The 24,638-nt window shown below is 29.9% G+C and carries 30 protein-coding genes, 1 pseudogene, 1 riboswitch and 1 other annotated feature; of the genes and pseudogenes, 6 read left to right on the top strand and 25 right to left on the bottom strand.

The genetic code is table 11. The features are described from left to right. The first annotated feature begins 163 nt into the window (after window positions 1-163). The 3 genes and pseudogenes from RH95_RS01605 (at window position 164) to RH95_RS09790 (ending at window position 1,775) form a co-directional block, all read left to right on the top strand. Window positions 164-1,294: an aspartate-alanine antiporter-like transporter gene (locus RH95_RS01605; protein ID WP_010242592.1), complete on the top strand. Its 1,131-nt coding sequence runs from the start codon at window positions 164-166 to the stop codon at window positions 1,292-1,294. A 174-nt stretch (window positions 1,295-1,468) separates the two neighbouring features. Next, window positions 1,469-1,537, top strand: a pseudogene (locus tag RH95_RS09875) (hypothetical protein); the annotation flags it as partial. 28 nt (window positions 1,538-1,565) lie between these two features. After that, window positions 1,566-1,775, top strand: a complete 210-nt coding sequence (locus RH95_RS09790; RefSeq protein ID WP_268869482.1) for a transposase — start codon at window positions 1,566-1,568, stop codon at window positions 1,773-1,775. Window positions 1,776-2,056: 281 nt separating this feature from the next. Here the strand turns inward: RH95_RS09790 and RH95_RS01615 are convergent, their stop codons facing one another. The 16 genes from RH95_RS01615 to rplJ form a co-directional block, all read right to left on the bottom strand. Further along, window positions 2,057-3,076 (bottom strand): phosphate/phosphite/phosphonate ABC transporter substrate-binding protein, encoded by a 1,020-nt coding sequence (locus RH95_RS01615; RefSeq protein WP_010242597.1) that lies wholly within the window; start codon window positions 3,074-3,076, stop codon window positions 2,057-2,059. A gap of 114 nt (window positions 3,077-3,190) precedes the next feature. Continuing rightward, window positions 3,191-4,066, bottom strand: a complete 876-nt coding sequence (locus RH95_RS01620) for a PhnE/PtxC family ABC transporter permease (RefSeq protein ID WP_010242599.1) — start codon at window positions 4,064-4,066, stop codon at window positions 3,191-3,193. Next, the gene (locus RH95_RS01625; RefSeq protein ID WP_010242600.1) at window positions 4,063-4,845 is read right to left on the bottom strand and encodes a PhnE/PtxC family ABC transporter permease; all 783 of its coding nucleotides are present in this window, start codon (window positions 4,843-4,845) and stop codon (window positions 4,063-4,065) included. Before RH95_RS01625 ends, RH95_RS01620 begins: the two co-directional genes overlap by 4 nt. A 31-nt stretch (window positions 4,846-4,876) precedes the next feature. Continuing rightward, window positions 4,877-5,644: a phosphonate ABC transporter ATP-binding protein gene (gene phnC, locus RH95_RS01630; protein WP_010242601.1), complete on the bottom strand. Its 768-nt coding sequence runs from the start codon at window positions 5,642-5,644 to the stop codon at window positions 4,877-4,879. 105 nt (window positions 5,645-5,749) lie between these two features. Beyond that, window positions 5,750-6,565 carry a PHP domain-containing protein gene (locus RH95_RS01635; protein ID WP_010242602.1) on the bottom strand — a complete coding sequence of 272 codons (816 nt, stop codon included), beginning with the start codon at window positions 6,563-6,565 and terminating at the stop codon, window positions 5,750-5,752. Then, window positions 6,562-7,266 (bottom strand): phosphonate C-P lyase system protein PhnL, encoded by a 705-nt coding sequence (locus tag RH95_RS01640; RefSeq protein ID WP_010242603.1) that lies wholly within the window; start codon window positions 7,264-7,266, stop codon window positions 6,562-6,564. The genes RH95_RS01635 and RH95_RS01640 overlap by 4 nt, the downstream gene beginning before the upstream one ends. Before the next feature lies 1 nt (window position 7,267). Then, window positions 7,268-7,900, bottom strand: a complete 633-nt coding sequence (locus RH95_RS01645; protein ID WP_010242604.1) for an LbetaH domain-containing protein — start codon at window positions 7,898-7,900, stop codon at window positions 7,268-7,270. Next, window positions 7,893-9,080: an alpha-D-ribose 1-methylphosphonate 5-triphosphate diphosphatase gene (locus RH95_RS01650; RefSeq protein ID WP_010242605.1), complete on the bottom strand. Its 1,188-nt coding sequence runs from the start codon at window positions 9,078-9,080 to the stop codon at window positions 7,893-7,895. The genes RH95_RS01645 and RH95_RS01650 overlap by 8 nt, the downstream gene beginning before the upstream one ends. An 8-nt stretch (window positions 9,081-9,088) precedes the next feature. Next, window positions 9,089-9,928 (bottom strand): ATP-binding cassette domain-containing protein, encoded by an 840-nt coding sequence (locus RH95_RS01655; protein ID WP_010242606.1) that lies wholly within the window; start codon window positions 9,926-9,928, stop codon window positions 9,089-9,091. Window positions 9,929-9,940: 12 nt separating this feature from the next. Next, window positions 9,941-10,786 (bottom strand): alpha-D-ribose 1-methylphosphonate 5-phosphate C-P-lyase PhnJ, encoded by an 846-nt coding sequence (locus tag RH95_RS01660; RefSeq protein ID WP_010242608.1) that lies wholly within the window; start codon window positions 10,784-10,786, stop codon window positions 9,941-9,943. After that, the gene (locus RH95_RS01665; RefSeq protein WP_010242609.1) at window positions 10,776-11,864 is read right to left on the bottom strand and encodes a carbon-phosphorus lyase complex subunit PhnI; all 1,089 of its coding nucleotides are present in this window, start codon (window positions 11,862-11,864) and stop codon (window positions 10,776-10,778) included. Before RH95_RS01665 ends, RH95_RS01660 begins: the two co-directional genes overlap by 11 nt. Beyond that, complete coding sequence (phnH, locus tag RH95_RS01670; protein ID WP_010242611.1) at window positions 11,845-12,435, bottom strand: phosphonate C-P lyase system protein PhnH; 591 nt, start codon at window positions 12,433-12,435, stop codon at window positions 11,845-11,847. The genes RH95_RS01665 and phnH overlap by 20 nt, the downstream gene beginning before the upstream one ends. A 9-nt stretch (window positions 12,436-12,444) precedes the next feature. Then, window positions 12,445-12,867 (bottom strand): phosphonate C-P lyase system protein PhnG, encoded by a 423-nt coding sequence (gene phnG / locus RH95_RS01675; RefSeq protein WP_010242613.1) that lies wholly within the window; start codon window positions 12,865-12,867, stop codon window positions 12,445-12,447. 118 nt (window positions 12,868-12,985) lie between these two features. Further along, complete coding sequence (locus RH95_RS01680) at window positions 12,986-13,702, bottom strand: GntR family transcriptional regulator (RefSeq protein ID WP_010242616.1); 717 nt, start codon at window positions 13,700-13,702, stop codon at window positions 12,986-12,988. A 364-nt stretch (window positions 13,703-14,066) separates the two neighbouring features. Then, on the bottom strand, window positions 14,067-14,450 hold the full coding sequence (rplL, locus tag RH95_RS01685) for a 50S ribosomal protein L7/L12 (RefSeq protein ID WP_010242618.1): 384 nt from the start codon (window positions 14,448-14,450) through the stop codon (window positions 14,067-14,069). 45 nt (window positions 14,451-14,495) lie between these two features. Beyond that, a complete protein-coding gene (rplJ, locus tag RH95_RS01690) occupies window positions 14,496-15,032 on the bottom strand; it encodes a 50S ribosomal protein L10 (protein ID WP_010242620.1) in 537 nt (178 codons plus the stop codon). Between the two features lie 8 nt (window positions 15,033-15,040). After that, window positions 15,041-15,162: a sequence feature (ribosomal protein L10 leader region), on the bottom strand. Between the two features lie 126 nt (window positions 15,163-15,288). After that, window positions 15,289-15,376: riboswitch (TPP riboswitch) on the top strand. Between the two features lie 26 nt (window positions 15,377-15,402). On the opposite strand from rplJ, the gene thiT reads away from it, so the two are divergent. Next, the gene (gene thiT, locus RH95_RS01695) at window positions 15,403-15,957 is read left to right on the top strand and encodes an energy-coupled thiamine transporter ThiT (protein ID WP_010242622.1); all 555 of its coding nucleotides are present in this window, start codon (window positions 15,403-15,405) and stop codon (window positions 15,955-15,957) included. A gap of 89 nt (window positions 15,958-16,046) precedes the next feature. On the opposite strand, the gene rplA is transcribed toward thiT, so the two are convergent. From rplA to RH95_RS01740, 9 genes are all read right to left on the bottom strand, one after another. Beyond that, a complete protein-coding gene (gene rplA / locus RH95_RS01700) occupies window positions 16,047-16,748 on the bottom strand; it encodes a 50S ribosomal protein L1 (protein ID WP_010242623.1) in 702 nt (233 codons plus the stop codon). Between the two features lie 39 nt (window positions 16,749-16,787). Next, a complete protein-coding gene (gene rplK / locus RH95_RS01705; protein WP_010242624.1) occupies window positions 16,788-17,213 on the bottom strand; it encodes a 50S ribosomal protein L11 in 426 nt (141 codons plus the stop codon). Between the two features lie 47 nt (window positions 17,214-17,260). Beyond that, window positions 17,261-17,803 carry a transcription termination/antitermination protein NusG gene (gene nusG / locus RH95_RS01710; RefSeq protein ID WP_010242625.1) on the bottom strand — a complete coding sequence of 181 codons (543 nt, stop codon included), beginning with the start codon at window positions 17,801-17,803 and terminating at the stop codon, window positions 17,261-17,263. A gap of 14 nt (window positions 17,804-17,817) precedes the next feature. After that, entirely contained in the window at window positions 17,818-18,033 is a 216-nt protein-coding gene (secE, locus tag RH95_RS01715; RefSeq protein ID WP_010242626.1) for a preprotein translocase subunit SecE, read from the bottom strand. 9 nt (window positions 18,034-18,042) lie between these two features. Next, window positions 18,043-18,192, bottom strand: coding sequence for a 50S ribosomal protein L33 (gene rpmG, locus RH95_RS01720; protein WP_010242627.1), 150 nt, complete (start codon window positions 18,190-18,192; stop codon window positions 18,043-18,045). A 195-nt stretch (window positions 18,193-18,387) separates the two neighbouring features. Beyond that, a complete protein-coding gene (locus RH95_RS01725) occupies window positions 18,388-19,269 on the bottom strand; it encodes a CPBP family intramembrane glutamic endopeptidase (protein WP_010242628.1) in 882 nt (293 codons plus the stop codon). A gap of 32 nt (window positions 19,270-19,301) precedes the next feature. Next, window positions 19,302-21,599 carry an ATP-dependent DNA helicase gene (locus tag RH95_RS01730; protein WP_010242630.1) on the bottom strand — a complete coding sequence of 766 codons (2,298 nt, stop codon included), beginning with the start codon at window positions 21,597-21,599 and terminating at the stop codon, window positions 19,302-19,304. A gap of 49 nt (window positions 21,600-21,648) precedes the next feature. Further along, window positions 21,649-22,113 carry a tRNA (cytidine(34)-2'-O)-methyltransferase gene (locus RH95_RS01735; protein WP_010242632.1) on the bottom strand — a complete coding sequence of 155 codons (465 nt, stop codon included), beginning with the start codon at window positions 22,111-22,113 and terminating at the stop codon, window positions 21,649-21,651. Continuing rightward, on the bottom strand, window positions 22,107-23,663 hold the full coding sequence (locus RH95_RS01740) for an NAD(P)/FAD-dependent oxidoreductase (RefSeq protein WP_010242634.1): 1,557 nt from the start codon (window positions 23,661-23,663) through the stop codon (window positions 22,107-22,109). Before RH95_RS01740 ends, RH95_RS01735 begins: the two co-directional genes overlap by 7 nt. Window positions 23,664-23,756: 93 nt before the next feature. On the opposite strand from RH95_RS01740, the gene lepB reads away from it, so the two are divergent. Both lepB and RH95_RS01750 read left to right on the top strand, forming a co-directional pair. Beyond that, window positions 23,757-24,275 (top strand): signal peptidase I, encoded by a 519-nt coding sequence (lepB, locus tag RH95_RS01745; protein WP_010242635.1) that lies wholly within the window; start codon window positions 23,757-23,759, stop codon window positions 24,273-24,275. Window positions 24,276-24,280: 5 nt separating this feature from the next. After that, a complete protein-coding gene (locus RH95_RS01750) occupies window positions 24,281-24,601 on the top strand; it encodes a hypothetical protein (protein ID WP_010242636.1) in 321 nt (106 codons plus the stop codon). The last annotated feature ends 37 nt before the right edge of the window (window positions 24,602-24,638 follow it).

Below are 24,638 nucleotides of genomic sequence, written 5' to 3' on the forward strand. Positions count from 1 at the left end.
TTTTATATTACAAATCATCTCATAATTGTAATAACTTTATATAATATGTAAAATTTTTTAAATTTATGTTTAAATTATTTTATTATGTGTATTAAATAAATGCAAAAAAGCTTTACTTTATTATTTAAAAGTGCTATTATATTTTACTCTAAGGGGGTTTAGTATGAATGAATTACTAATTATATTTTTAATTATGGTCTTAGGCTATGCCTTTGGTCGTATCAATTTCTTTGGGATTAGATTTGGTGCTTCTGCAATTTTAATTATAGCACTTTTCTTTGGTCACTTTGGCTATACAGTCCCAAAATTTTTGGCAAGTCTTGGTCTTGTGCTTTTCCTTGCACCAATAGGTTTAATGGCTGGACCAACTTTTTCTTCGAACATTAAGAAAAATGGAATTTCATTTATTGCAATTTCACTTATAACTGCAATCATAGGTGGTTTCTTAATAGTATTTATTTCAAAAGTATTTAATATCGAACTTTCACTTTCTATGGGACTTGCAACTGGAGCAATGACTTCAACGTCAATGCTTGGAACTGTAAAAAGTCTTACTACTTCAAATCTTCCAGGCGTTGGATATGGAATTGCTTATGCTTTTGGAGTTGTTGGAGTTGTTCTTATTGTTCAACTTATTCCACGAATTTTAAAAGTAAATGTCGAAGAAGAAAACAACAAGCTAATTCTTCCAGTTAGCGACAATGCTGGGGAAAAAATTGAAATTAAAAAATTAATTGACTTTGAAAAAAATGGACTATTTCCAATTGCACTCACATGTGTTTTGGGAATATTATTGGGATCAATAAAAATTCCTATTGGAGATAGTGTAAATCTTTCACTTGGTGCAGGAGGAGGATCACTAATTGCAGGACTAATTCTTGGTCACCATGGAAAAATTGGAAAAATTAATTTATCAGTTTCAAAAGAAAAATTATCACTTGTAAGAGATCTTGGACTTGCATTTTTCCTACTAGAATCAGGAGTAAGTGCAGGAAGTGGATTTGTAGAAGTAGTAACAAAATACGGAGCAAAACTTTTCTTTGCCGGAGTAATTATGACTTTAGTGCCAGCTCTTATTTCCTTTATAATTTCATATAAAGTATTTAAACTGCCACTTTTTGCAGCACTTGGAGCAACAACTGGTGCAATGACATCTGCACCTTCACTTGGAGCACTTCTTCAAGTAACAAATGACGACAAAGTATCATCCTTTTATGCAGCAACTCAACCAATCGCAACAGTATTAATGGTATTTTTACCACAGTTTATAAATATTTTCTTCCCTGTGGTTTGAAAATAAGATTATTATAAATAAAGTTTTGAAAAACTCTTAACAATAAAAAAAGTTCTTTTTACTATAAAATATACTGACCCCCAAAAGTTAGACCTAAAAATTAACTTAAGGAGGTCAATTTTTTAATCGCAAAACAGACCCTTAGAAAGAGTATATCCATTTGTCTTTTTAGATGCAATCCACTATCCCATAAGGGAAAACAACATCGTAATAAAAAAATCGGTATATAACACTAAGACATAATACTAAAGGATACAAAGAAATCTTTAGAATGTACTCAAGGGCAGACACTGGTTTGGAGAAAATGGATCAAAGTAAATACTGGCTATTAGTATTAAATCAATTAAAAGAACGAGGATTAGAAGACATATTAATAGTTTCAACAGACAATTTATCAGGATTTAGCCAAGCAATAGAAAATGTATATCCAAAAATACATAATCCATCAAATAAGAAATTCAACAAAATTCGTATTATATAAAGATATAAAAGAACTAATAAAAGACTTAAAAACAGTATACAAAGCATCAACAGAAAAACTAATACTAAATAATCTAGATATATTTGAAGATATACAATTAGGCAAAAAAGGGAATTTTTAGAAAAATCTTAACTTTCTAGTTTAATTGTTCCAAAATTAGGTTACAAATATCTGAACTTTCAGATTTTAGTAATAAAAGTATATTTTTTAAAATTAAAAAAATATCAGCTCACAACCTATCAGGAGGAGCTGATACACAAAACTTTTCACATACCCTTTGTTTACATTTCGTCTTTAAACATTTTTTCTAAGAAATCAAAATAACTTGCATCTACTTTTACATATCTTTCGTCATGTCCTATTTCATATTTATTCTTATCATCTGCTGTTTCTCCCTCAGGGGCAAAGAAATTTTTTGCTGTTACATTGTCGGGCGTTAACTCTGTAAAATGATCGATAATTGCATCTATATGTTCTTTAGGCACATTTTCACTATTAACCCAATATGGATCTCCTGATACTTGTTGTTCATAAATAATATTTAATTTGTCTTTGTAGGGTTCTCCATATTCACAGCAGAATGCTCCTGCATATACTCTGTCATTTGCTATTAGTTCTACGCTCGCTGGGTGACTTCCTGCAAATTGGACTTCTGAAAATATACCACCGTTATCTATATTTTCTTCATATATTTTACTCTTTTTATCTACTTCTCCAGTTCCTTCTGGTCCAAATACTTCCCAAAATGTAGTTGTTGGAACTACTCTTCCTGATGTTGATGTTGCAGACACAAAGCTAAATGACTTACCTTTTAATTTTTTTAGAGCTTCCTTTCCTTCTATCCCATCAAAGTCAGATTTGTGTGAAATGTTAGTAGCTATATAAGCTGGATAGCCTGCTCTTTCTAAATCTCCATCTGGTGCTGGTACAAACATTGGTATTATTTTATTATTTTCCATACGAGCCTTTACATATGTCGCGCCTGAGGCATTTGTAAATTGTGCTGTTCCCGATAATATAGCCTCAGATACTACAGAATAATCATCAGCTGCCTGATATTTAACTTCTGCGTTAAATGGTTCTAGGGCAATATTCATTTCTTCAATTGCTGCTTCAACTCCGTTACTCATTTGACCTCCATCGTTTGGAAGTGATATCAAAGTATAAACTGTCTTTTCTTTACTATTTGTTTCTTTTGAACTAGTATTTGTTTTCTCCATGGTTTTATTACCTGAATTACTACATCCTGCAGCAAATACAATAAGTACAAATAACGCCAATACATTTAATAATTTTTTCATGATTCCTCCAAATTAATATTTTTTAATTTAAAATATACTTTTTTTGATTTTGATCTATATAAAATAATTAGATCCATTAATTAAAATAAATTTAAAACTTTAACTTTAAAATTCTCATGAAACTATGTTCTTTTGTCTGATTTTGTTCATCATCAATTCTAAAATTAAAGCAGTTATAAAAATTAGAAATACCCCAAATCCTAAAGAACTATAATCTCCAGTTCTTGAAGCATTATTAATCATAGTCCCTATGGTTCCTGGTACTCCAACCGCTGGCCCTATTATTACAGCTGTACCAAAATTTTGCTCAAATCTTAAAGCAAACCAAGATATTATTTTTGTAAGTGCCGATGGTATCACGGCTCCAAAGATTATCTGCATCTTGCTTGCTCCTGCTGCCATGAGTGCCTCAATAGTATCTTTGTCTACTTCTTCAAAGCTTTCTGCCAATGCTCTTATAAAAAATGCAAGTGTATGAAAAAACATACCCACAACCGCAGTAGTTGCTGAAAGTCCATATCCTGCAACAAAAATTAATACCCAAATTATAGTTGGTACAGCTCTTATAAGTCCTGCAAAAACTCTTATAATATTTGATACTGCAAGCATCGTAATGTTTCTTGCTGCAAATATAGAAACTATAAGTCCAACACAAAATCCAAAAAGTGTAGATAAAAATCCTAAAGCTACTGTATTAATTAAACTCCTTACCATCTTTATTTTTAACTCATGAGAAACAGTCTGAACTTGAAAAAATTTCTTTAAAGTTTCTTTCGCTAAATTTAAATTTACTGTATTCCATTTATATTCAGTTCTTACAAAAAGAGTATAAATAGTAATTAAAACAAAGATAAATATTACTAAACTAACAATCTTTTCATCAGAATTTTTTCCGCAGATCTGACTTTTGTCAAACATGATATTAAGTTTATTTTTCCTAGTTCTTCTATTAAATAAACTTGCTTTTTTATTAATAGTGTTTTTTATCATTGTAATTTCTCCCTTAGAACTATTGATAACCTATCAAAAATCAAAACTAAGGCCACAATCAATATAACTGCACTTGTAAGTTCATCAAACCTTCTAAAATTTCTATATATATCTATTAACTGTCCTATTCCTCCTCCAGCTAACATTCCAATTATTACTGAATCTCTAATGTTTGTTTCTATTGCATAAAGAGTCCATGAAACTATAGATGGCCATGCATTTGGTATTATGGACTGTCCTATAATTGAAATATTGTTAGCTCCAACTGAGTTTAATGCCTCTATGCTATTAGAATCTGCTTCATCAAATATGTCTGAAAAAACTCTTGCATTAAATCCAAATGTTCCAAGTGTCATAACAAGAAACCCTAAAAATTCCCCATACCAAAATGAAATTAATAGGATAATGGCCCAAATAGTCGACGGAATATTCCTTATAAATGTAGATATAATCCTAATTACACTACGAACTATTTTATTTTTGAATGTCTTTTTTGACATAAATAAGGCTGCTATTGAAGCAAGTAAAGAACCTACCATACCAGATGAAACTGCCAAAATAAAAGAAACCCATACTCCTTCTAAAAGCTTTTGTAAACTTTCAAAATTTGCTGGAAAATATAGTCTTACAAATCTACTAGTTGCATTTTGAAAGTTTTCAAAGATTATATAAAAATTAAATTCTAAAAGATTAGATGAAATTTTTGTCAAAGCAACAATAAATAAAACAAAAATTAAAAATTTAATCCTATTTTTTCTAAAATATAAATCCGAATTCATCCTATCTCCTTAATAAAATATATTTTATATATTATGCTAATATATCATCAAAGCTAGCTCCATATATCCTTTCTAAGTCCATTATAGATATATCCTCAGGCTTACCATTAAAAACTATCCTCCCAGAATTTAATCCAATTATTCTATCAGAATATTTTTTTGCAATTTCAACTTGGTGTAAATTTACTAGGCAAGGTATTTTTAATTCACAGCTTATATCTCTTAAATGTTGCATAATAAGTTTTGAAGACTGAGGATCTAAAGATGCTATTGGTTCATCACAAAGAATAATATCTGGATCTTGAATTAATGCTCTTCCTATTCCAACTCTTTGTTTTTGTCCTCCAGATAAATCTTTACATTTGAAAAATTTTCTATCTTCTAAACCTAATTTACATAGAATATCATTTGCTTTTTCAACATCTTTTTTATCATATAAACTAAAAGCCCCTCTAAATGCCGAATAATTTCCAAGCCTGCCATGAAGTACATTTTCAAATGCTGTAAGCCTATTAACTAAATTATAATTTTGAAAAATCATGCCAATCTTTTTTCTAACCTCAATTAATTCTTTTTTTGTTAATTTATTTATATTTTTATCTCCAAATATTATGTTTGAATTTTCTTTAGGATCTGTAAGTCTATTAATGCACCTGAGTAAAGTTGATTTTCCTGCTCCACTTGGACCTATTATTGAAACTAATTCACCTTCGTATAATTCAAAGCTTATGTCTTTTAATACTTCTGTATTTCCATAGCTCTTATTTAAATTTTCTATTTTTAAAACACAATTTCTCATTTCTTACCTTTCTAAAATTAACTATTAAGCTTTATTAAATAAATTCTATTATCAACATATCTATTTCGTGTAATTAGAAGATAAACTTAAGGTAAAACATTTATCTCATAGTTTATAGTTTAACTTTTCGACTATATCAGTATCTAAATCAATGCCACCTATATCAACTTTCTTTCCATATATTCCATGATCATCCGATCCTCCTGTTATAATTAAATTATATTTTTTTGCAATCTCTTTTGCTCTTTTTACATCATTTTCGCTATGTGAGGAATGAAATACTTCAATACCCCTTAAACCTTTATCTACTAAACTCTCTACTATTTCAAAAGATTTTGTTTCACCAGGATGAGCTAAAACTGGTATCGCTCCATCCTCAAGTACAGCATCAAGAGCATCATAAATATCTAAATACTCAAAAGAAAAATCAGCAATCCCACCATTTTTAAATAAAGCCTTGTAAAGATTTTGATACTGTCTACTATCAAAATCACTTTTTGTAAGTGCTCTCATAATATGTTGTTTATAGAGAGTTTTTCTAGAATTAACTGAATGAGCTATATCTTCATCAATCAAAAATCCTTTTTCTCTTATTATTTTTAATTGTTTTTCTGAATTTTTATTTCGATTATCAAGATTTTTTTTGCATATTTTTTTTATACTATCTACCTTTTCATAGCCATATGCCAGGAGGTGAATTTTTCTATTTCTTTTATAATCAAATGCTGAAATCTCTATTCCTGGAATGATGACTATATTGTCTATATCTTTTAAAGTCTTTATATATTCAAAAGTCTCAACGGTATCATGATCTACAATGCTTATAGTATCAATTGAATTTTCTTTTGCCAAATTAATTACTTCTTGAACACTTCTAGAAGAATCAGAAAAGTTACTGTGAATGTGTAAATCACAAATCAATTTATTACCTCCAATCTTTTATCATTTAAATAATAAATTTTGTTTGTTAAATCCTGCATAAATTCAAGATCATGAAAAATCCCAACCATTGTAGTCCCAAATTTTTGCAAATTTTTAAAAGCTTTTTTAACCTTAACTTTTGACTCATTATCAAGGCTGGCCGTAGGTTCATCAAGTAATAAAAGTCTTGGTTTCTTTACAATTGCCATAGCTATGTTTAGTCTTAATTTTTCCCCTCCAGAAAAAGTACTTGGATAAATATCCCATAATTCTTCTGCTAATTCAAAATATTTTAATGTTTCTTTAGCTTTTTTTTCGGCAAGATCTTTTGAATAGCCTGTTTCAATTAGGCTAGTTGTTACAAGCTCAAGACATGTAGTTCTTGGCATAATTTTTAAAAATTGTGATACGTATCCTATTTCATCTTTTCTTAAATTAATTACAACTCTTTCACCAATATTTGCTAAATTTATTCTTCCATAAGAGGTTGAATCATACCAAATATTGCCCTCTGTAGTATTGTAAGTTCTATAAATACACTTTATTATGCTTGATTTACCACTTCCACTTTTACCAACTATCCCTATAAAATCTCCCTCATCAACAGAAAAACTAACTCCTCTTACAGGCGTTATCTTTTTATCCAAGTGATGGGTTGTAAATGATTTATACAAATTTTCAACTTCCAATATCTTTGACATATTAATCCACTTCCTGAAAATATTTTTCTATAAATTCCTCAATTGGCATCTTGAAATCTTCAAACCTCTCCTTAATAATTTCGTTGTCCCAATTCCACCATCTTATCTTTTGAAGTTTTTCTATTGTGTCCTTATTAAACCTATATTTTATTTTTCTTTCAGGATTTCCAACAACAATTGAATATGGTTCAACATCTTTTGTAACTACAGCAGCTGACCCTATGATTGCACCATTACCAATCTTAACTTCTGGCATTATAATTGCTCCATGACCAATCCATGTATCATGCCCAATAGAGCTAATCCTCATTTCACGTTTTTTGAAAAATTCTTTTTCATTTTCATCTGCAAACCCATACATTGAAGGCCTGTATGTGAAATGATGTAGAGTGGGTCGATTTATTGGATGATCTGTTGGTCCAATTCTTACACAAGCTGCTATATTCACAAACCTTCCAATTTCAGCATTCTGAATAAAACAAAACTGACCTGTGTATGAAAATCTTCCAAAATTTACGTTCTCTAATGAGTTAAAAATTCCAATTTCATTATAGCCTTCAAATTTAACGTTATTTAAACTTGAATTTTCATGTATTGTAGGTTCCTGTCTTAAAATAATCTGTTTATTAATCATATCTATAACTTGTCCTATAAACTATATGTCCATCTACCATCGCTAAATTTATCACTGGATAATCAGCCTTCTTTTCAATTAATAAAATATCAGCATGTTTCCCTTCTTCGATTGATCCAACTTTATTAAATATTCCGACAGCTCTTGCTGGATTAGAGGTAACCATCCTAAACATTCTAGTTAAATCAATTCCATATTCTTCGTGCATTTTAAATATGCTACTTAAAACTGCAGATGGATAATAGTCACTTGATATTATTGAAATTGCTTCGTCTATAATCCCCTCAATTGCACTCAAATTACCTGAATGTGACTTACCTAAAATTATGTTTGGAGCACCACATACAGTCCACATATTTCTCCTTGTCGCCTCTTTTGCAATTTCAAGTGTAATTGGAAATTCTGATATGGAAATATTTGCTTTTTCATTAAAACATAGCTTTTCTATTGAATCATCATCATGAGATGCTATTTTTACCTTATTTTCTAAAGCAAACTTTGCAAGTTGCTCAATTTCATCTAGATTTAGAAGCTTTTGACTTTGCTTTTCATGTATTCTATTCTCTATGTCTTTTTGAGTTAACTTTTCATCATAAGAAACTAAAGTTTTTTCATAAATTTTTAAATCTTTATATTGTCCTTGTCCTGGAACATGATTCATAAAGGAAAGCAAGTGTACCTTTCCCTCTTTAATTAAATCTTCGACTTTCTTCATGTGATCTATTCCACATATTTCATATCTTAAGTGCAACCTATTATGTATAATATGTGGCCCTTTATCAAATTTTTGAATTTCATCTATCAATTTATATATATTTTTTGGATTTCTAACTTCCTTTCTCCCAAATTCATCAAATGGATATAGAGAAAGTGAGTGGTAAATGGTAGTTATACCACTAGTTACTAATATCCTTTCTGTTTCATGTAGTGAAAAATTATAATCCATCATTATAACGGGTCTAGGTGAGATTATATTTTCTATATAATCTGAATGAATATCTATAAATCCAGGTGATATAAATTTGTTACTACAATCAATTATCTTATACTCACCATCTAAATAATTTCCTACTCGATCATTCTCTACAATCTTCTTAATCTTATCATCTTCTATCAATACTGAATGATTTTCCAATATGTCATTTTCTCTTATAATTTTTCCATTTTTTAGTATTATCATATTTCCCCTCATATTAATGAATAGACCAATTGTTGTGTATACGCTTCTTGTGGATCTTCTAAAATTTGATCAGTAAGGCCTCTTTCTACTATTCTCCCATTGTGCATAACTATTGTCCTATCTGCCAACATTCTAATGACTTTTAAATCATGAGAAACTATTATTATACTTATGGCTAATTCTCTTTGAATTTTTTTTATAAGTTCCAAAACATCAGCTTGCACACTTAAATCTAGTCCAGTAGTTACTTCATCTAAAAGTAAGATTGGTGGGTTATTAGAAAGTGCTTTTGCTATTTGTACTCTCTGTTGCATTCCTCCAGAAAAATTTTTTGGAGCTTCTTCATACCTATATCTAGATATATCTACTTCTTCTAGAAGTTCTATGGCCCTATTTCTTATATCCTCTACATTTCTATTCCCAGCAGAAATCATCTTTTCCGCTATATTTGCTATTGAGGAATAGTTCATTCTAAGACCCAACATTGGATTTTGGTAAACCATTCCAAGTAAATTATTTTTAATTTTTCTTTTTTCATACATATTTATATTAAATAAATTAATATTAGAATCTTTGTAGTCTGCTAAAAAATACTCTCCAGAACTTACATCCTGGTCAAAATAAAGTGACTTTATCAGTGTTGATTTACCAGACCCACTTTCACCAACAACCCCTAGAGTTTCTGCCTTATATAAATTAAAACTAACGTCATTGCATGCATAAACTGTTCTACAATTTGGGCAAAAGTTTTTAATTAAATTTTCTCCTTTGCCATCGCATCTTTTGCAACCCTTCCCATATATTTTTTTTAAATTTTTTACAGTTAGAACTGGACTTTCTTCTTTCATAATTCCCCCAAGCTATTTTTCTAATTTTTCAAGTAGCTCTAATAAATAAGATTGATCATTTATCTGATAATAAGTATCTCCTGTTTTTTCATCTTGCAATTCATCTAAAAACACATCATTTGCTCCTGTAAGTCTACATTTTTTTCCAGTAAAATCTTCTCTTTCAAACGGATAGTCTTCAAATTCGATTGATTTTACCTTTGTATAAGCAGGAAGTGCATATATTTTTTTCTCTCTTCCTGCCCCCAAAAGTATAAGTGCCTTATTCATATTCATCTTAGGATTATCGAATCTTGGAATTGGGCTTGGAGCCATCAAATATCTATCATTTACTATTACTGGATAATCCGCATGCATTGATGCTTTCCCATATTTGATTATTTCCTCAAATATATTCAAATAAGCTACTGAATAATCACAATATCCATGCATTTCTTTAGTCTTTCTTTCATAGGGCTCTGCATTTCTAAGAGGTTCTGGCTCTGGAACTTGTAATACTAATATTTGATCTTCATTTAATTCTATTTCCGGAATTCTATGTCTTGACTGAATTATTGTTGCATCTTGTGTTTTTATAGTTTCTTTTACTCCTGTAAATTCTGTTATAAGATTTCTGATATTAATTGAGTTCACACTCTCATCACTACCTTGATCTATTACCTTTAATACATCTTTTTCTCCTATAATTGATAAACTGATTTGGAGTCCCCCAGTCCCCCATCCTCTAGCAATTGGGAGTTCTCTAGATGCAAAAGGTACTTGATAACCTGGTATAGATATTGCCTTTAAAATAGTCCTTCTAATTTCTTTTTTTGAATTTTCATCTAAAAAAGCAAAATTTTTTTTATTATTTATCATAATCTATTCCCTTACGAATTTTTCTTATACCATCTAATTTAGATTGAAATGTTACATAATGTGGCAATTTAAGATGAGATATAAATCCAGTTGATTCTACCGAATCTATATGGAGTAAAATAAACTCATCATCTCCTGTGATATCTCCTTCTTGTTTATATTCAAGTGAATGATCTAAAACACTCATTGCAATTGCTTTAGTTTCATTTTGCCCAAAAACTAATCCATATCCAATTTCAAATCCAAGAGGATTAGAAGGATCTTCATTACCTGATGCACAGAAGGCTTCTACTTCTGTAACTTTTATAGATCCTATATAATATTCATCTTCTGAATTATTATTTACATAAAGTGATAGATCCCCAACTCTTAATTCTCCTATATTGGGATGGCTTCCAATTCCAAATCCTCGGATTTTTGCATATCCTAATGAAGTAACTGCGCCCGTTTGTCCTCGAGTCAAACTTTGCAATCTTTGACTTCTTGAGCTAGGAAATTCAATCTTTTTTTTAGTTATATCATCAGGTTCTCTATCGTCATTTTCCCTTTTATTAAATAAGTCTTCTTTTATTAAATAATCAACAACTTTTGGTAAATTTGTAAAATTAATATCTGTATTTTTTAAGTTTTGTTTTTCAAATCGTTCTTTTAAGGCTTTTAAAGCTTCCTTATTTTCATTTGTTAAGTCAAAATTTAAAAATCTTTGTTTAAAATCATATGCCTTACCTAAAAACTGGCCTCCAGGTATATCTTTAAAAGAAGAAGATATCCTTCTTTCAACATGCATATTTCTAGGATCAGCTACCGAAGTATAGTACAACCTAGGTAATGTTGATAGATGGGCTCTTAATAAAAAAACAGCTTCCTCCATACTGCCCATTGCTTGTTTTATAGCAAGAGCTGCTAAATCTTCATCATATAGGCTACTTTCCGACATTACTTGATACAAAAGATCTTTTAATTCGGATTTAATTACATCAATTTCTAGTAACTGCTCATCTTTCACCCTGTCATAATCAAGAAGCCTGTTAGATTCTTTTATTGCATCTTGACCACCTTTAACTGCAACATAAGCCATCTTTTTCACCTACCTTCATTCTTGTAGTTCTTGGAATACAAAGTAAATTTTTATATTGATCAATTAGAATTATGTCAACTCCTATTGGAAACTCAGAATTTATTTCATTTCTTATTTCTATCCAATCAAAATTATCTATTCCAATTTTATTTATATATTTAATCCCTGGCCCCATAAGGCTTATATTTCCATCATCTAATATTTCTCTTGTCTCAATAATTAAAGTTCCACTTGTGTGAGGATTTATTAAAGTTCCTCTTTTAACTTCTTTTAAACAATCACAAATTTCATTTTCATAATCTAAACCAATAACAACATAGTCAGCTTTAGATATAGTTCCTGTTTTAGTATTTGTCCTTATTATTATTTCCTCTTCTGCCTGCTTATCTTCTTTATAGATATAAAAAGATACCTCACCATCTACAAGTGTAGTTATTAAGTCTATAGTTTGAGGGAATAAACTACCCTTATATTTTTCAAAACTCACTATTTTATTAATCTTTCCTGGATAGGCAAAAGAATCCATTATTTTTCTGAAATTTTGCTGATTTTTAAATTCTTTCTCTAACATTTTTCACCACTATTCATTCATAATATTAAAATTAACTCTTGTATTAGCTATAATACTGTCTTTTTTATTTAATTTCTTTAATCCTTCATTCTTACAGTTGAAAAATATATCTATATATTTTTCACAAATTGGAAGATTAAGTTCAAATGCTGAATCTGCAATTGCTAATGCCTTGCTTAATTCATAATTGCTCCCTCTTACAATTCCTATCCCTACTTGATCATCTATCCTAACTTTGCACTCAGTGATCAAAAGCTCACCAAGATAAAATAAGGAATTTTTAGCAGCTTCACGAACTTTTATCATAGCTAAACCCTCTCTTGGTTCTTGTATTATTTCTACCTTATGTATTTCTGATACTTCTTTAGCAAATTCTTTTACCTCATCTTGTGCATATTCAATAAATATTTTTGTTCTTTCTTTTTTATCCACCTTATCCTCCTCCGAAAAATAGTCTATCTTGGCGCCAATATAATAATCTTATTTTTTTTGTAAACACTTAGTAAATAATAAAAACTCAAGAATAAATAAAATATTTTACTCTTGAGTTTCATTCTAAAGAATATTTAAATATATCACTTCTATACTCTGTCTTAATAATTTCTATTAAACTACCTTCCTTATCTAATAATTTTCCTTCTAAAACTAGGATTGGAACTAAGCTGCCAACTTTTAAAATTTCAATTTCTTCAATCGTTGGTAAATCTACACTTAAAGTAGATTTTGAAATTTTAAAATCTTTTATATCTTTGCTTTTATAATATTCATAAATTGAAAGAATTTTTGAACCTTCTTTTTCTATTTGCGGAAATTTATAATCGCTTATATAGGAATTGTGAATTGCAGATGGAATATTATATAATTTCCTAAGCCTAGATACCTTATAGATATTTCCCATTAATCCTTCTCTTTTTGCTTCTACAAGTTCTTCTCCTGTAACTTTCTTTAATCCTAGATTTAAAGTAGTTAATGGTATATTTTGTTCTTTCATCTTTTTTGTAAAGCTTGTCTCTGTAAGATCTAGGTTTATTTTCGGTTCTTTTATTACCATAAATCTGCCTACTCCTTGAACAGGATGGACTAAACCAAGTTTCTCTAAATTACTGTAAATTTTTCTAACTGTATGCCTGCTTACATTAAATAATTTTGATAACTCATTTTCACTTGGTAAACTTATATTTCCCCCTCTTTTATTACTTTGAGCTGTATTAATAATATAGTTTCTTATACTGGCTTCTATCTTGAAATTATCTAGATTTTCCTCCATTATTATCTATTATCCTTTCATATAAATATATTTATATAAAACTAAATTCTTAAACTTCAAGGTGAATTATAGGACATAATAATTTACTTTCCTTTAAAGAAGAGTAAAGACATTGTAAATAATCTAAGTAAAACATATTATAAATAAATTTTAACGAGAGTATCTTTAGTAAAACTAATTCCTATAAACTATTAAATATATAGTTTAATAGTTTATATAAAAAAATTGGCAAACTCAGAAGATTACTCCGAGTTTGCCAATTTTTAAAAATTCTAATTATATTTTGTAAGGCTCTGTAGTACCTTGTTAGGGAGTAAATCTCTAACAAGGTACTACAGAGCCTTACAAATTAACTTCACATTAATTATTTAACTTCTACAGTTGCTCCAACTTCTTCAAGCTTAGATTTGATTTCTTCAGCTTCGTCTTTTGAAACGCCTTCTTTAACTGCTTTAGGTGCTCCGTCAACTACTGCTTTTGCATCTTTAAGTCCAAGTCCTGTAATATCTTTTACAACTTTTATTACTTTAACTTTTTCTTGTCCAGCTTCAGTGATTACTACATCAAATTCAGATTTTTCTTCTTCTGCTGCTGGTGCTGCTCCGCCTGCTGCTGGTGCTGCTGCAACTGCTGCTGGTGCTGCTGCTGAAACTCCGAATTCTTCTTCAAGAGCTTTAACTACTTCTGATAATTCTAATACTGTAAGTTCTTTAACTTCTTCAATTAATTTTTCTACTTTTTCTGACATTTTATTCCTCCGTTATTTTAATAATCCTAATTTTTTAGCATAATATTATGCTGCTTCTTGTTCTTTTTTATCAGCAATTTGTGCAATAACTCTAGCAAATCCTGACAATGTTCCATTTAATACATTTGCGAATCCTTGGATTGGTGCATTCAAGCCGCCAAGTACTTGTGCAACAAGAACTTCTTTAGATGGTAATTTAGCAAGATCGTCAATTTCAGAAAGTGATAATACTTTTCCATCAACGTAACCTGCTTTAATTTCTAAAGCTTCATGATCTTCTGCAAATTCTGATGAAATTTTAGCTGCACTTGCTGGATCTTCCATACCAAAAGCTACGGCACTTGGTCCCTTTAAAAATTCTTCAAGTCCAGTAATTTCTAATTCTTCAAAAGCACGTTTCATCATTGTATTTTTGTAAACTTTGTAGTCAACATTTGCTTCTCTGTACTTACTTCTAAGTTCAGTTACTTCTTCAACTGTAAGACCTCTGTAATTTACAAGAACTATAGATTGTGCTCCTTGAATTTTTTCCTTAATTTCATCAACTAGGGCTTGTTTTGATTGTAATTTTTCTTCTTTCAATTTGTCACCCCCAAAATAAAAAAATCTCACGCCGCCGTGAGATGTGAAAATCAAATAAATTCGAATTTCAAACCTCGGTAGGACTTATGGCAATGCCACCTACTGTCTGCGGCTTAGTAACATTAGTATTATATATACTTTTATTTAATTTGTCAATATTTTTTTATGTTCTTTGGTGACTAATTTAAATATACAATTTATATTATCTTTTTAATCTGTAACTTACTTTACAAAAGAAGACCAATAACCTATAATTAACTTGCACTAGGGGTGCCACTTGGCTGAGATTATACCCTTAAACCAATCAAGGTAATGCTTGTGGAGGGAAGTGTCTAAACCTCTTTAAGTATGTGCAAAGGAGGTATTTTTTATGCAAAAAATTAATAAAAATTGGACAACAAAAATGTTAGTTGAAGGTTCTGTGTGTATAGCACTCGCCCTTATTCTTCGTACGATTAAAATTTATGAACTACCTAATGGCGGATCTATTTCTCCTGGCAAGATGATTCCTCTAATTATATTTGCTCTTAGGTATGGACCTTCTAAAGGATTTATAGTTGGTTCAGTTTATGGAGTATTATCTATGATACTTGGTGGAAGTATTTTCCATCCAGTTCAAGCTATTTTAGATTATCCATTAGCATATGGTCTTTTAGGCCTTGCAGGAATTTTTAAGGATGAATTTCAAAAAACTCATTCTATTAAAACAATTTTACTTGGATCACTTGTAGGTGTACTAGGTAGATTTATTTGCCATGTTCTATCTGGAGTAATCTTCTTTAAGCAATATACTCCAGCTGGTATGAACTCATGGGCTTACTCTATAACTTATAATGCATCTTTCTTATCAATTGATTTTGCAGTCACTGTACTAGTTATATTTTTACTAAAAAATTTTCTAACACGTGATTTGCAAAAACTTTAAAACTAAAAAAACTTTAAGATTTTCTTAAAAAATCATAAAAATACCCCTCTTTTAATTTCTGAAATAAGAGGGGTTTATTTTTGGTGTTTTTATTTTTCCATTAATTTTTGTCCGTTAATTCTAATTCCAGGACCCATTGTTGATGAAACTGTCACTGATTTTAAATAACGACCCTTTGCAGCTGCTGGTTTTGCTTTTATTATAGCATCTGCAATTACTTTGAAGTTTTCAGCAAGTTTATCAACTCCAAAAGAAACTTTTCCGATTGGAACATTAATGATTGCAGCTTTGTCTACTCTATATTCAACTTTACCTGCTTTAGTTTCTTTTACAGCTTGTTCTATATCAAATGTAACTGTACCTGATTTAGGGTTTGGCATAAGTCCCTTTGGTCCAAGAACTCTACCAATCTTACCAACTACGCCCATCATGTCTGGTGTTGCAATAAGTACATCAAAATCAAACCAATTTTCATTTTGAATTTTTTCAACGTATTCTTCTCCACCTGCATAGTCAGCACCTGCTGCTTCAGCTTCTTTAATTTTTTCTCCCTTTGCAAGAACAAGGACTTTAACTTCTTTACCTGTTCCATTAGGAAGTACTACAGTACCTCTTACTTGTTGGTCAGCATGTCTTGGATCTACACCAAGTCTTACTGCAAGTTCAACTGTTTCATCAAAGTTTGCCTTAGCAGTCTTTGTAACTAAGTCAAGAGCTTCATTTACATCATATAAATTTGATTTATCGATTAGCTTTACGCTATCTTGATATTTTTTACCTCTTTTTGGCATATTTACCTCCTTCGTGGTACTTTCGGCTCAGCCTCCCACTTATCTTTCTACTTCTATACCCATACTTCTAGCTGTGCCTGCGATCATTTCCATAGCAGCTTCAACGCTTGCTGCATTGAGATCTGGCATCTTTGTTTTAGCTATCTCTTCAACTTGAGATTTTGTCAATTTTCCAACTTTTTTCTTGTTAGGTTCACCACTTGCTTTAGACATATTAAGAGCTTTCTTAATTAAAACTGCAGCTGGTGGAGTCTTAGTGATAAAAGTGAAAGAACGATCTTGATAAACTGTAAGAACAACAGGAATAATCATACCTGCTTGATCTTGAGTCTTTGCGTTAAATTCCTTTGTGAATTGCATAATATTTACACCATGTGGTCCTAGTGCAGTACCAACTGGTGGTGCTGGTGTTGCTTTTCCTGCAGGAATTTGTAATTTTACTAATGCTATGACTTTTTTTGCCATTTTATTTCCTCCTTGTGGTAATGCGGGTTTACCCTCCCACACATTTACTATTCTTTAATAATTTGATTGAAATCCAATTCAACTATTGTATCTCTTCCAAACATTGAGATACATACTTTAACCTTAGCTTTGTCGTAATTGAAGCTGTCGATTTTACCTACCAAATCTTTAAATGGTCCATTAATAACTTTAACAACTTCTCCCACTTCGAAGTTATCGAATAACTCTTTGCTATCGGTAACTCCTAGTAGCAACACTTCTTCATCTGTAAGTGGCACAGGTTTTGAAGCTGGCCCAACGAAACCAGTAACTCCTCTTGTGTTTCTCACAAGATACCAAGTTTCATCGTTCATAATCATATTCACAAGGACATAAGATGGAAACATCTTTCTCTCCTTTGCCTTTGAAATGCCTTCTTTATTTTCAACATATTCTTCCATGGGAATTCTAATGTCAAAAATCAAATCTTCCATTCCACGATTATGAACCATGGCTTCCATATTATCCTTTACCTTTTTTTCATAACCAGAATAAGTGTGAATTACATACCATTTTGAAGCTTCATTGTTATTAAGTTCTTGTGTATCCAATTAAAACACTCCAATCAAAAAATAAAACCAAATAAAAACATTACGATTTTATCATATGCTAATAACAATAATGATGACAAAATAACTGCCACAATTACTATTATTGAATATTTGATTACAGTATCCTTTGTAGGCCATACAACTTTTTTGAATTCAGATTTCACACCTCTAAAGTATCTACCTAAACTGCCTTTTTTCTCTTCAGTCTTAGGTGTAGTTTTAGTAGCCATAAATCCTCCTTATTTAGTTTCTTTGTGAGTTGTATGTTCTTTACAGAATTTACAATACTTCTTTAGTTCCAATCTTTCAGTAGTGTTCTTTTTGTTTTTATATGTCACATAATTTCTGTTTTTACATTGTGTGCACTCAAGAACTACTCTATCTGCCATAAAAACACCTCCAGTGCTAAAAAAAAGAGCCGCCATTGGCTCCTTCTGATTTACTAGCTAATACTACCACAAATGTAGCTATTTGTAAAGCAATTTGCGATAATTTTCTCTACTTTTGTGCAATTTATCCCATTAAAAATTTTCTAACAAATTTATTTGTTCCTTATTTATGCTAAAAAAATTAAAATTTCAAATTTATTTTTGTAGGAAAATAAAAAATCTAAAGAGAAACCCTATATTAAGTGGGAATGCCTTTATAAGTTCAGGTAAATATTTAATCTCTTGCAGTATTTTTTTAAGAGTTTCTTTTTCCCTTTGACTAAAAGTAGCTACAAAATCTTTATTTAATAAAAATTGCCCAATAATTAAAATAAATCCCAAGAGTAAACTTATAAATCCAGTAGTCTTATTTATTTGGGCTAATTCAATGTTATTTACCGCAAAAAGATTTTGACAAAATACCACAATCCTCATGGATACTGTTGAATTTAAAAAATAGTGAATTATTACGGTATAAGAGATATTTTCTGTTATTGCGTAAATAATTCCTAATGCAATACCAAATAAAAAACCTGATTTATATTTTCCGTAATGAAATAGTCCAAAAACTATTGCCATAACTAGGATTCCATAATCTCTTGAGACGTTCATTAACTTCCTTTGTACTATATATCTAAAGATATACTCTTCAAATAAGACAAATAATATCATTGTAATGCTTACATATAAATCAATAGAACTAGTGGAATCATTGCTCATTTCTTGTAAAGCATCCAAATTTGTTGTTAAAATAATAATTCCCTGATAAATAAAAACATATTTGAAAAATAAAATTAGCTCTTTTACTTTTATTTCTTTTATTCCCTTGATTAAATCTCTAAAAAAATCCCTAATATGAATACCAAAGAAACAACTAAATCCAATAAAAATTGAAATAGGATTTAAAAGAGACCTAAATACAAAAAAAGAGTATGAAGTTCCTTTAAATTTAACTGATGCCAAAAAAACAAAAATAATAAAAGAAACTATTACTGCATATCCAATTTTTTCTATAATTTTTTTCCTCTCTAAATTCATTTTAAAAACTCCTCTTTATTCCTTTTGTGACTTTACTTGTCTTTCTCTTCCTCAAATTCTCTTAAGATTTCACTTATTTCAGCCGAGTCCATAAAGTCATAAACTTTCCAGTGATTTGGCAGTAAAAATTTGTAAGGTTCATATGAAAATCTCTTATCTATTAAAAGAACCTTCCCCTTATCATCTTCTGTTCTTATAACTCTTCCTGCAGATTGGACAACTTTTATCATGCCTGGATAGATGTAGGCATACTCGTAACCTTTATTGTACTTTTTTTGGAAGTGAACTTTTAAAATATTTCTTTCATAGGAAAGTCCTGGCAATCCAACAGTTATTATCGCTACACCTTTAAGTCTTTCACCAATTAAATCTATTCCCTCAGAAAAAACTCCACCCATAACTGCAAAGGCTGTTGTATTAGATGAAAATGTAAAATTATTTAAAAATTCTTCTCTTTCCCTTTCTGTCATTTCTCTATTTTGTTTTATTGCGCCTTTATTTTCCTCTATATATTTTTTATAGACGCTTTCCATAAAAGAATATGACGGAAAAAAGAAAATATAATTTCCATCGTCCTCTGTAAAAATTTCTAAATTTTTTACTATTTCATTAATTGCATTTTCTCTATCTCTATATACAGTTGAAATATTTTGATTGCGAAAAACTATTAAATTTTTTGGATCAAAAGGCGATTTTATTTTGTAATAATTTGTATCATTATCTGCTCCAAGGAGTTTACCGTAGTATTTTATTGGACTCAAGGTTGCAGAAAAAAATACAGAAGACTTTGGTACTTTTAAAATATTTTGAAAAATTGGTGCAATGTCGAGAGATTTTATTTTCACGCTCTCTCCACCTTTTATGGATACAAAATCTTCGTTGTAATACTCCAAAATTTTTATATATTTGAAGAGTGAAAAGTAAATGTCAAGCCCCTTTTCATAATTTTCTACCTCCTTATCTTTAGTCAAAAAATCATTCATAGCAAAAACTGTCTTTTCAATCTCTCCATTAAACTTTACAAAGGATTCATAAGAATAAAAAGTTTTATCACCCAAATTTTTAAACTCTTCTATCGCATTATTAAGGTGTTTTCTCGCAGTCTTTCTCTTTTTAGGAAGAATTTCATATAGATTTATTAAATCATCCAAAAAAACTTCCGATGAATACATTTCTCTACCTCTCTCCAATAGATTGTGACTTTCATCTACAAGTAGGGTAAATCTAAGCATTGTATTTTCAAAAAATCTCTTTAAATATACTGTCGGATCAAAAATATAATTATAATCACATACAATAAAATCTGAAAAGTCCAAAAGATCTAACTGATATTCAAAAGGACAAACCATGTGAAGTTTTGCAAATTTTTCAATATTTTCTCTAGAAAAATTATCGCAGGAATCAAATATGTCTATGATTGCATCGTTGACTCTATCAAAATGTCCCTTGGCATAGGGACAGTCCTTGGGATTGCAAGAAACTTTATCATTTAAACAAATTTTATCTTTTGCAGTTACAATTGTAATTTTCACTTTCAATTTTTTGTTTAAAAGTTTCTCGAGGGCATCCTTCGCAGCATTTTTTCCAGTGGACCTTGCTACAAGGTAAAAGGCTTTGTCAATCTTATCCTCTCCCATTGCCTTTATTGTCGGAAAAATTGTAGAAATTGACTTGCCAATTCCTGTTGGTGCTTCTACAAATAATTTATTCTTATCATCAATTGTGTTATAAACTGCAACAGAAAGTTCTCTCTGTCCTTTCCTAAAATTTTTAAATGGGAATTTTAAACTTTTTATGGACTCATCTCTTATTTCCTTCCACTCAACAATTCTTCTTGAAAATTCCAGATATTCCATAAGAGTAGAAATAAAAAAATCTCGAAGTTCGCCAAAACTAAAGGCTCTTTTTATATGAATGACTTCTTCTGTTTCAAGTTGATAGTAAGTGAGCATAACATTTATGTCGTCTAGTCCCTTTTCCTTTGCATATATGTAAGCATAGCACTTTGCCTGTGCCCAATGCATTAGATTTTCTTCTTTTTCAAGTTCTTCTAAATCCCTTGTGGTAGATTTTATTTCATCGATAGTTACAGATTCTGCAACTTCAATGCCATCAGCACGACCCTCTACTGTGAAATTTATATCCTCTATTTCTTCATGAGTTCTTAAAAAAACTTCTGTGAGATAATTTTTTGTGTAAGACTTTTGAATCTTTTGGTGTGCCTTTATTCCCTCGATAGCTCTTTTATTGGAAAAAAATCTCCTGTCAATATCGCCACTTCTTTTGACAAATTCTATTAAATTTCTTACGGAGATTTTTACTTCTTTCACAATAAACCCTCTCTTTTTACAAAATCAAAAACTCTATAAATATAAAAATTTATTCCAAATCTAAAAAATCAAGTTGTCTTAAAGCTTCAAAAAGTATAATATTTGCTGAATTTGACAAGTTTAAACTTCTTCCATAATCTTTTAGCATGGGGATTCTTATTGCATTTTCATAATTCGAAAAAATTAAGTCTTCTGGCAATCCTCTAGTTTCTGGCCCAAAAATAATAAAATCACCATCTTTGTACTTTACATCAGAATATTTTTTCTTTGCCTTCGTACTTGCAAGATAAAAATTGCTATCTGGATATTTTTCTAAAAGTTCATCATAGGAATCATAATAATTTATATCCACTAAGTGCCAATAATCTAGTCCTGCCCTCTTTAAATGTTTGTCATCAACCTTAAATCCAAGTGGTTTAATTAAATGAAGTCTTGTATGAGTAAGTCCACAAGTTCTTGCGATTGCCCCAGTATTAAAGGGAATCTCTGGTTCATAAAATACTATATTTAACATTTTTTATCTCCTTCCAAAATTTCTATTGCACATTTAAGTCCGTCTAGAGCAGAAGAAATTATTCCACCAGAATAACCTGCCCCTTCTCCAATGGGATATAAATTTTTAATTCTTTCACTTCTATAATCTTTTCTCACAATTCTAATTGGAGAAGATGTCCTCGTTTCTACTCCTGTTAATATTGCATCATCATCACAAAAACCATTAACTCTTTTGTCCATTACATTTAGTGCATTTTTTATAGCGTGATTTATGCTATCTGGATAAATATCATTTAAGTTTTTAAAAGTATAATCTGGTTTAAAAGTTGGATTTACTTCTCCAAGTTTTTCTGTCACTCTATTTTCCAAAAAGTCCTTAACTCTTTGCACTGGTGCTTTCCCACATCCAAGTTCATAAGCTCTTTTTTCAATTTTATTTTGAAAATTCATTCCAGCTAAATTTCCCTCGCCAAAAATTTTCGAGTCCACTGTTGCTACAATAGCAGAGTTTGAATTTTCTCCACTCCTGTCGTGATAGCTCATGCCATTGATACATAATTTTCCTTCTATTGAAGACGAGTTAATGACATAACCACCAGGACACATACAAAAAGTATACACTGAATGCTCTTCATCTTTATCTGTGACGTTTAGCTGATAAGTTGCAGATGGAAGTTTTTCTGAAATCATTCCATACTGTGAAAGTTCAATATTTTTTCTCTTATGCTCAATTCTAAAGCCAACTGCAAAGGGTTTTTGCTCCACTAAATTATATTTATCGAGCATAACAAAAGTATCTCTCGCAGAATTGCCAATTGCCAAAATATAAACGTCAGCTTGATATTCCCCTTTATCAGTTATAATTTTATCTAGATTTCCATCTGTTATTTTAAAATCAATTAACTTTTCGCTAAATTTATAAATTGCACCACATTTTTCAATTTCATTTCTCATATTTTTTATAACATCGCGCAAAATATCTGTACCAATATGAGGCTTTTGTTCGTATAAAATATCTTCTGGTGCACCATTTTTCACAAAAATATCAAATATGTGCGAAACTCTTTTATCCTTCGATCTAGATGTAAGCTTTCCATCAGAGAAAGTCCCAGCACCACCTTCTCCAAACTGCACATTAGAATTCTCATCAAGCTTTCCAATTTTATGAAGAATTTCAATGTCTTTTACTCTCTCATCAACTGGCTTACCTCTCTCAATTAAAGTAACTTCTACGCCACTTTTTGAAAGTGCATAGGCAGCAAAAAGACCTGCAGGTCCAGTCCCAACTATCACTGCAGTTTTTATATTATTTTTGTTTTTAATTTCAAGTTTTTCTTCCTGAAATTCTGCAATATTATTTCTAAGTTTTTTTACAATTTTTTTGTCAATATCCTTTAAATCTAGATCCACAAGAACTTGATATACAAAAAATATTCCTCTCCTTGCATCAATAGACTTTTTATAAATTTTATATTTAAAATTCTTTTTATTTATTTCTCTTTCAATTTTTTCCCTCAAAAAACTTTCGTCTTTATCATAGGGAACTTTTATGTTTCTCAAAATTATCATAATTTCACCAAAAACATTATATCACGAAACTTTTGTTGATAAAAAACTAAATAATGAGTATTATAAAAATAGGTGTTTTATGTAGTAGTTATTATGAAAAAACATTTATCGGACTTAAAATTTATAATAATTGCAATATTAATTGCTCTTTTCATTAAAACTTTTTTATTTAATACCGTTAAAGTTCAGCAAACATCAATGTATCCTACATTAAAGCCCAATGATATAATTCTTTCTAGTTCACTTTACAGATTTAAAGGTGACTTTAAAAGAGGAGATATTATTGTTTTTAAATCAGTTAATGAAAATAAACTTCTAGTAAAAAGAATTATTGGACTTCCAGGAGAAGTGGTAGAATTTTATGATGGTACCATTTATATTGATGGTAAAGAATTAGATGAAAAATACTTTGATGAAAAACCCTACACACTTTCAAATACAAATAAATTTGTATTGAAAGATAATGAATTATTTGTATTAGGAGATAACCGGACTCCAAATGGGTCAATGGACTCAAGGGCTTTTGGACCAATTAATATAAAAAGCATAAGATCTCATCCCTTTTATAGATTATTCCCATTAAATTCAGAAAAATTTATTAATGGGAGTTGATAATAATGAATAAAAAAAATTTATTTATACTTTTAGTAATGACTCTATTAATTTTACCTTGTCAAATTTCAGCAAGTTCTATTAAAGAGAATATTAATGACGAGGTTCCTCTTAGAATGGGACTATATAATGTCGTAAAAGATTATAATTTCTACCAAGAAAAAACTGTACCTTGGGGTGTATTCTATACAAAGGATGGATTTAATTATTATAAAGACAATTTACATTTCGTTGGGATGAATGAAATTAAATTTACTTATTATAGATCTATGAATTCTGATCTAAAGGTCTATAAAATTTGCAATGGTTCTGGATTTATGGAGTAGTAAATAATACATAAAATGCCACTTTAAAAAGAGATTC

Origin of the sequence: Peptoniphilus rhinitidis 1-13 (assembly GCF_000246925.1) — a bacterium.
GTDB lineage: Bacteria > Bacillota > Clostridia > Tissierellales > Peptoniphilaceae > Peptoniphilus_A > Peptoniphilus_A lacydonensis.

Bases quoted from the DNA above. Each gene is read 5' to 3' on its own strand.
- RH95_RS01680 (WP_010242616.1), bottom strand. From the start codon at position 13,702: ATGGAGGAAAATCTAGATAATTTCAAGATAGAAGCCAGTATAAGAAAC.
- RH95_RS01750 (WP_010242636.1), top strand. From the start codon at position 24,281: ATGAATAAAAAAAATTTATTTATACTTTTAGTAATGACTCTATTAATT.
- rpmG (WP_010242627.1), bottom strand. From the start codon at position 18,192: ATGGCAGATAGAGTAGTTCTTGAGTGCACACAATGTAAAAACAGAAAT.
- rplK (WP_010242624.1), bottom strand. From the start codon at position 17,213: ATGGCAAAAAAAGTCATAGCATTAGTAAAATTACAAATTCCTGCAGGA.
- RH95_RS01645 (WP_010242604.1), bottom strand. From the start codon at position 7,900: ATGATTAATAAACAGATTATTTTAAGACAGGAACCTACAATACATGAA.
- secE (WP_010242626.1), bottom strand. From the start codon at position 18,033: ATGGCTACTAAAACTACACCTAAGACTGAAGAGAAAAAAGGCAGTTTA.
- RH95_RS01655 (WP_010242606.1), bottom strand. From the start codon at position 9,928: ATGAAAGAAGAAAGTCCAGTTCTAACTGTAAAAAATTTAAAAAAAATA.
- lepB (WP_010242635.1), top strand. From the start codon at position 23,757: ATGAAAAAACATTTATCGGACTTAAAATTTATAATAATTGCAATATTA.
- RH95_RS01725 (WP_010242628.1), bottom strand. From the start codon at position 19,269: ATGAATTTAGAGAGGAAAAAAATTATAGAAAAAATTGGATATGCAGTA.
- RH95_RS01735 (WP_010242632.1), bottom strand. From the start codon at position 22,113: ATGTTAAATATAGTATTTTATGAACCAGAGATTCCCTTTAATACTGGG.
- RH95_RS01605 (WP_010242592.1), top strand. From the start codon at position 164: ATGAATGAATTACTAATTATATTTTTAATTATGGTCTTAGGCTATGCC.
- rplA (WP_010242623.1), bottom strand. From the start codon at position 16,748: ATGCCAAAAAGAGGTAAAAAATATCAAGATAGCGTAAAGCTAATCGAT.
- RH95_RS01650 (WP_010242605.1), bottom strand. From the start codon at position 9,080: ATGATAATACTAAAAAATGGAAAAATTATAAGAGAAAATGACATATTG.
- RH95_RS01615 (WP_010242597.1), bottom strand. From the start codon at position 3,076: ATGAAAAAATTATTAAATGTATTGGCGTTATTTGTACTTATTGTATTT.
- phnC (WP_010242601.1), bottom strand. From the start codon at position 5,644: ATGAGAAATTGTGTTTTAAAAATAGAAAATTTAAATAAGAGCTATGGA.
- RH95_RS01660 (WP_010242608.1), bottom strand. From the start codon at position 10,786: ATGATAAATAATAAAAAAAATTTTGCTTTTTTAGATGAAAATTCAAAA.
- RH95_RS09790 (WP_268869482.1), top strand. From the start codon at position 1,566: ATGTACTCAAGGGCAGACACTGGTTTGGAGAAAATGGATCAAAGTAAA.
- RH95_RS01625 (WP_010242600.1), bottom strand. From the start codon at position 4,845: ATGAATTCGGATTTATATTTTAGAAAAAATAGGATTAAATTTTTAATT.
- rplL (WP_010242618.1), bottom strand. From the start codon at position 14,450: ATGTCAGAAAAAGTAGAAAAATTAATTGAAGAAGTTAAAGAACTTACA.
- phnH (WP_010242611.1), bottom strand. From the start codon at position 12,435: ATGTTAGAGAAAGAATTTAAAAATCAGCAAAATTTCAGAAAAATAATG.
- thiT (WP_010242622.1), top strand. From the start codon at position 15,403: ATGCAAAAAATTAATAAAAATTGGACAACAAAAATGTTAGTTGAAGGT.
- RH95_RS01665 (WP_010242609.1), bottom strand. From the start codon at position 11,864: ATGGCTTATGTTGCAGTTAAAGGTGGTCAAGATGCAATAAAAGAATCT.
- RH95_RS01740 (WP_010242634.1), bottom strand. From the start codon at position 23,663: ATGATAATTTTGAGAAACATAAAAGTTCCCTATGATAAAGACGAAAGT.
- RH95_RS01640 (WP_010242603.1), bottom strand. From the start codon at position 7,266: ATGTCAAAGATATTGGAAGTTGAAAATTTGTATAAATCATTTACAACC.
- RH95_RS01620 (WP_010242599.1), bottom strand. From the start codon at position 4,066: ATGATAAAAAACACTATTAATAAAAAAGCAAGTTTATTTAATAGAAGA.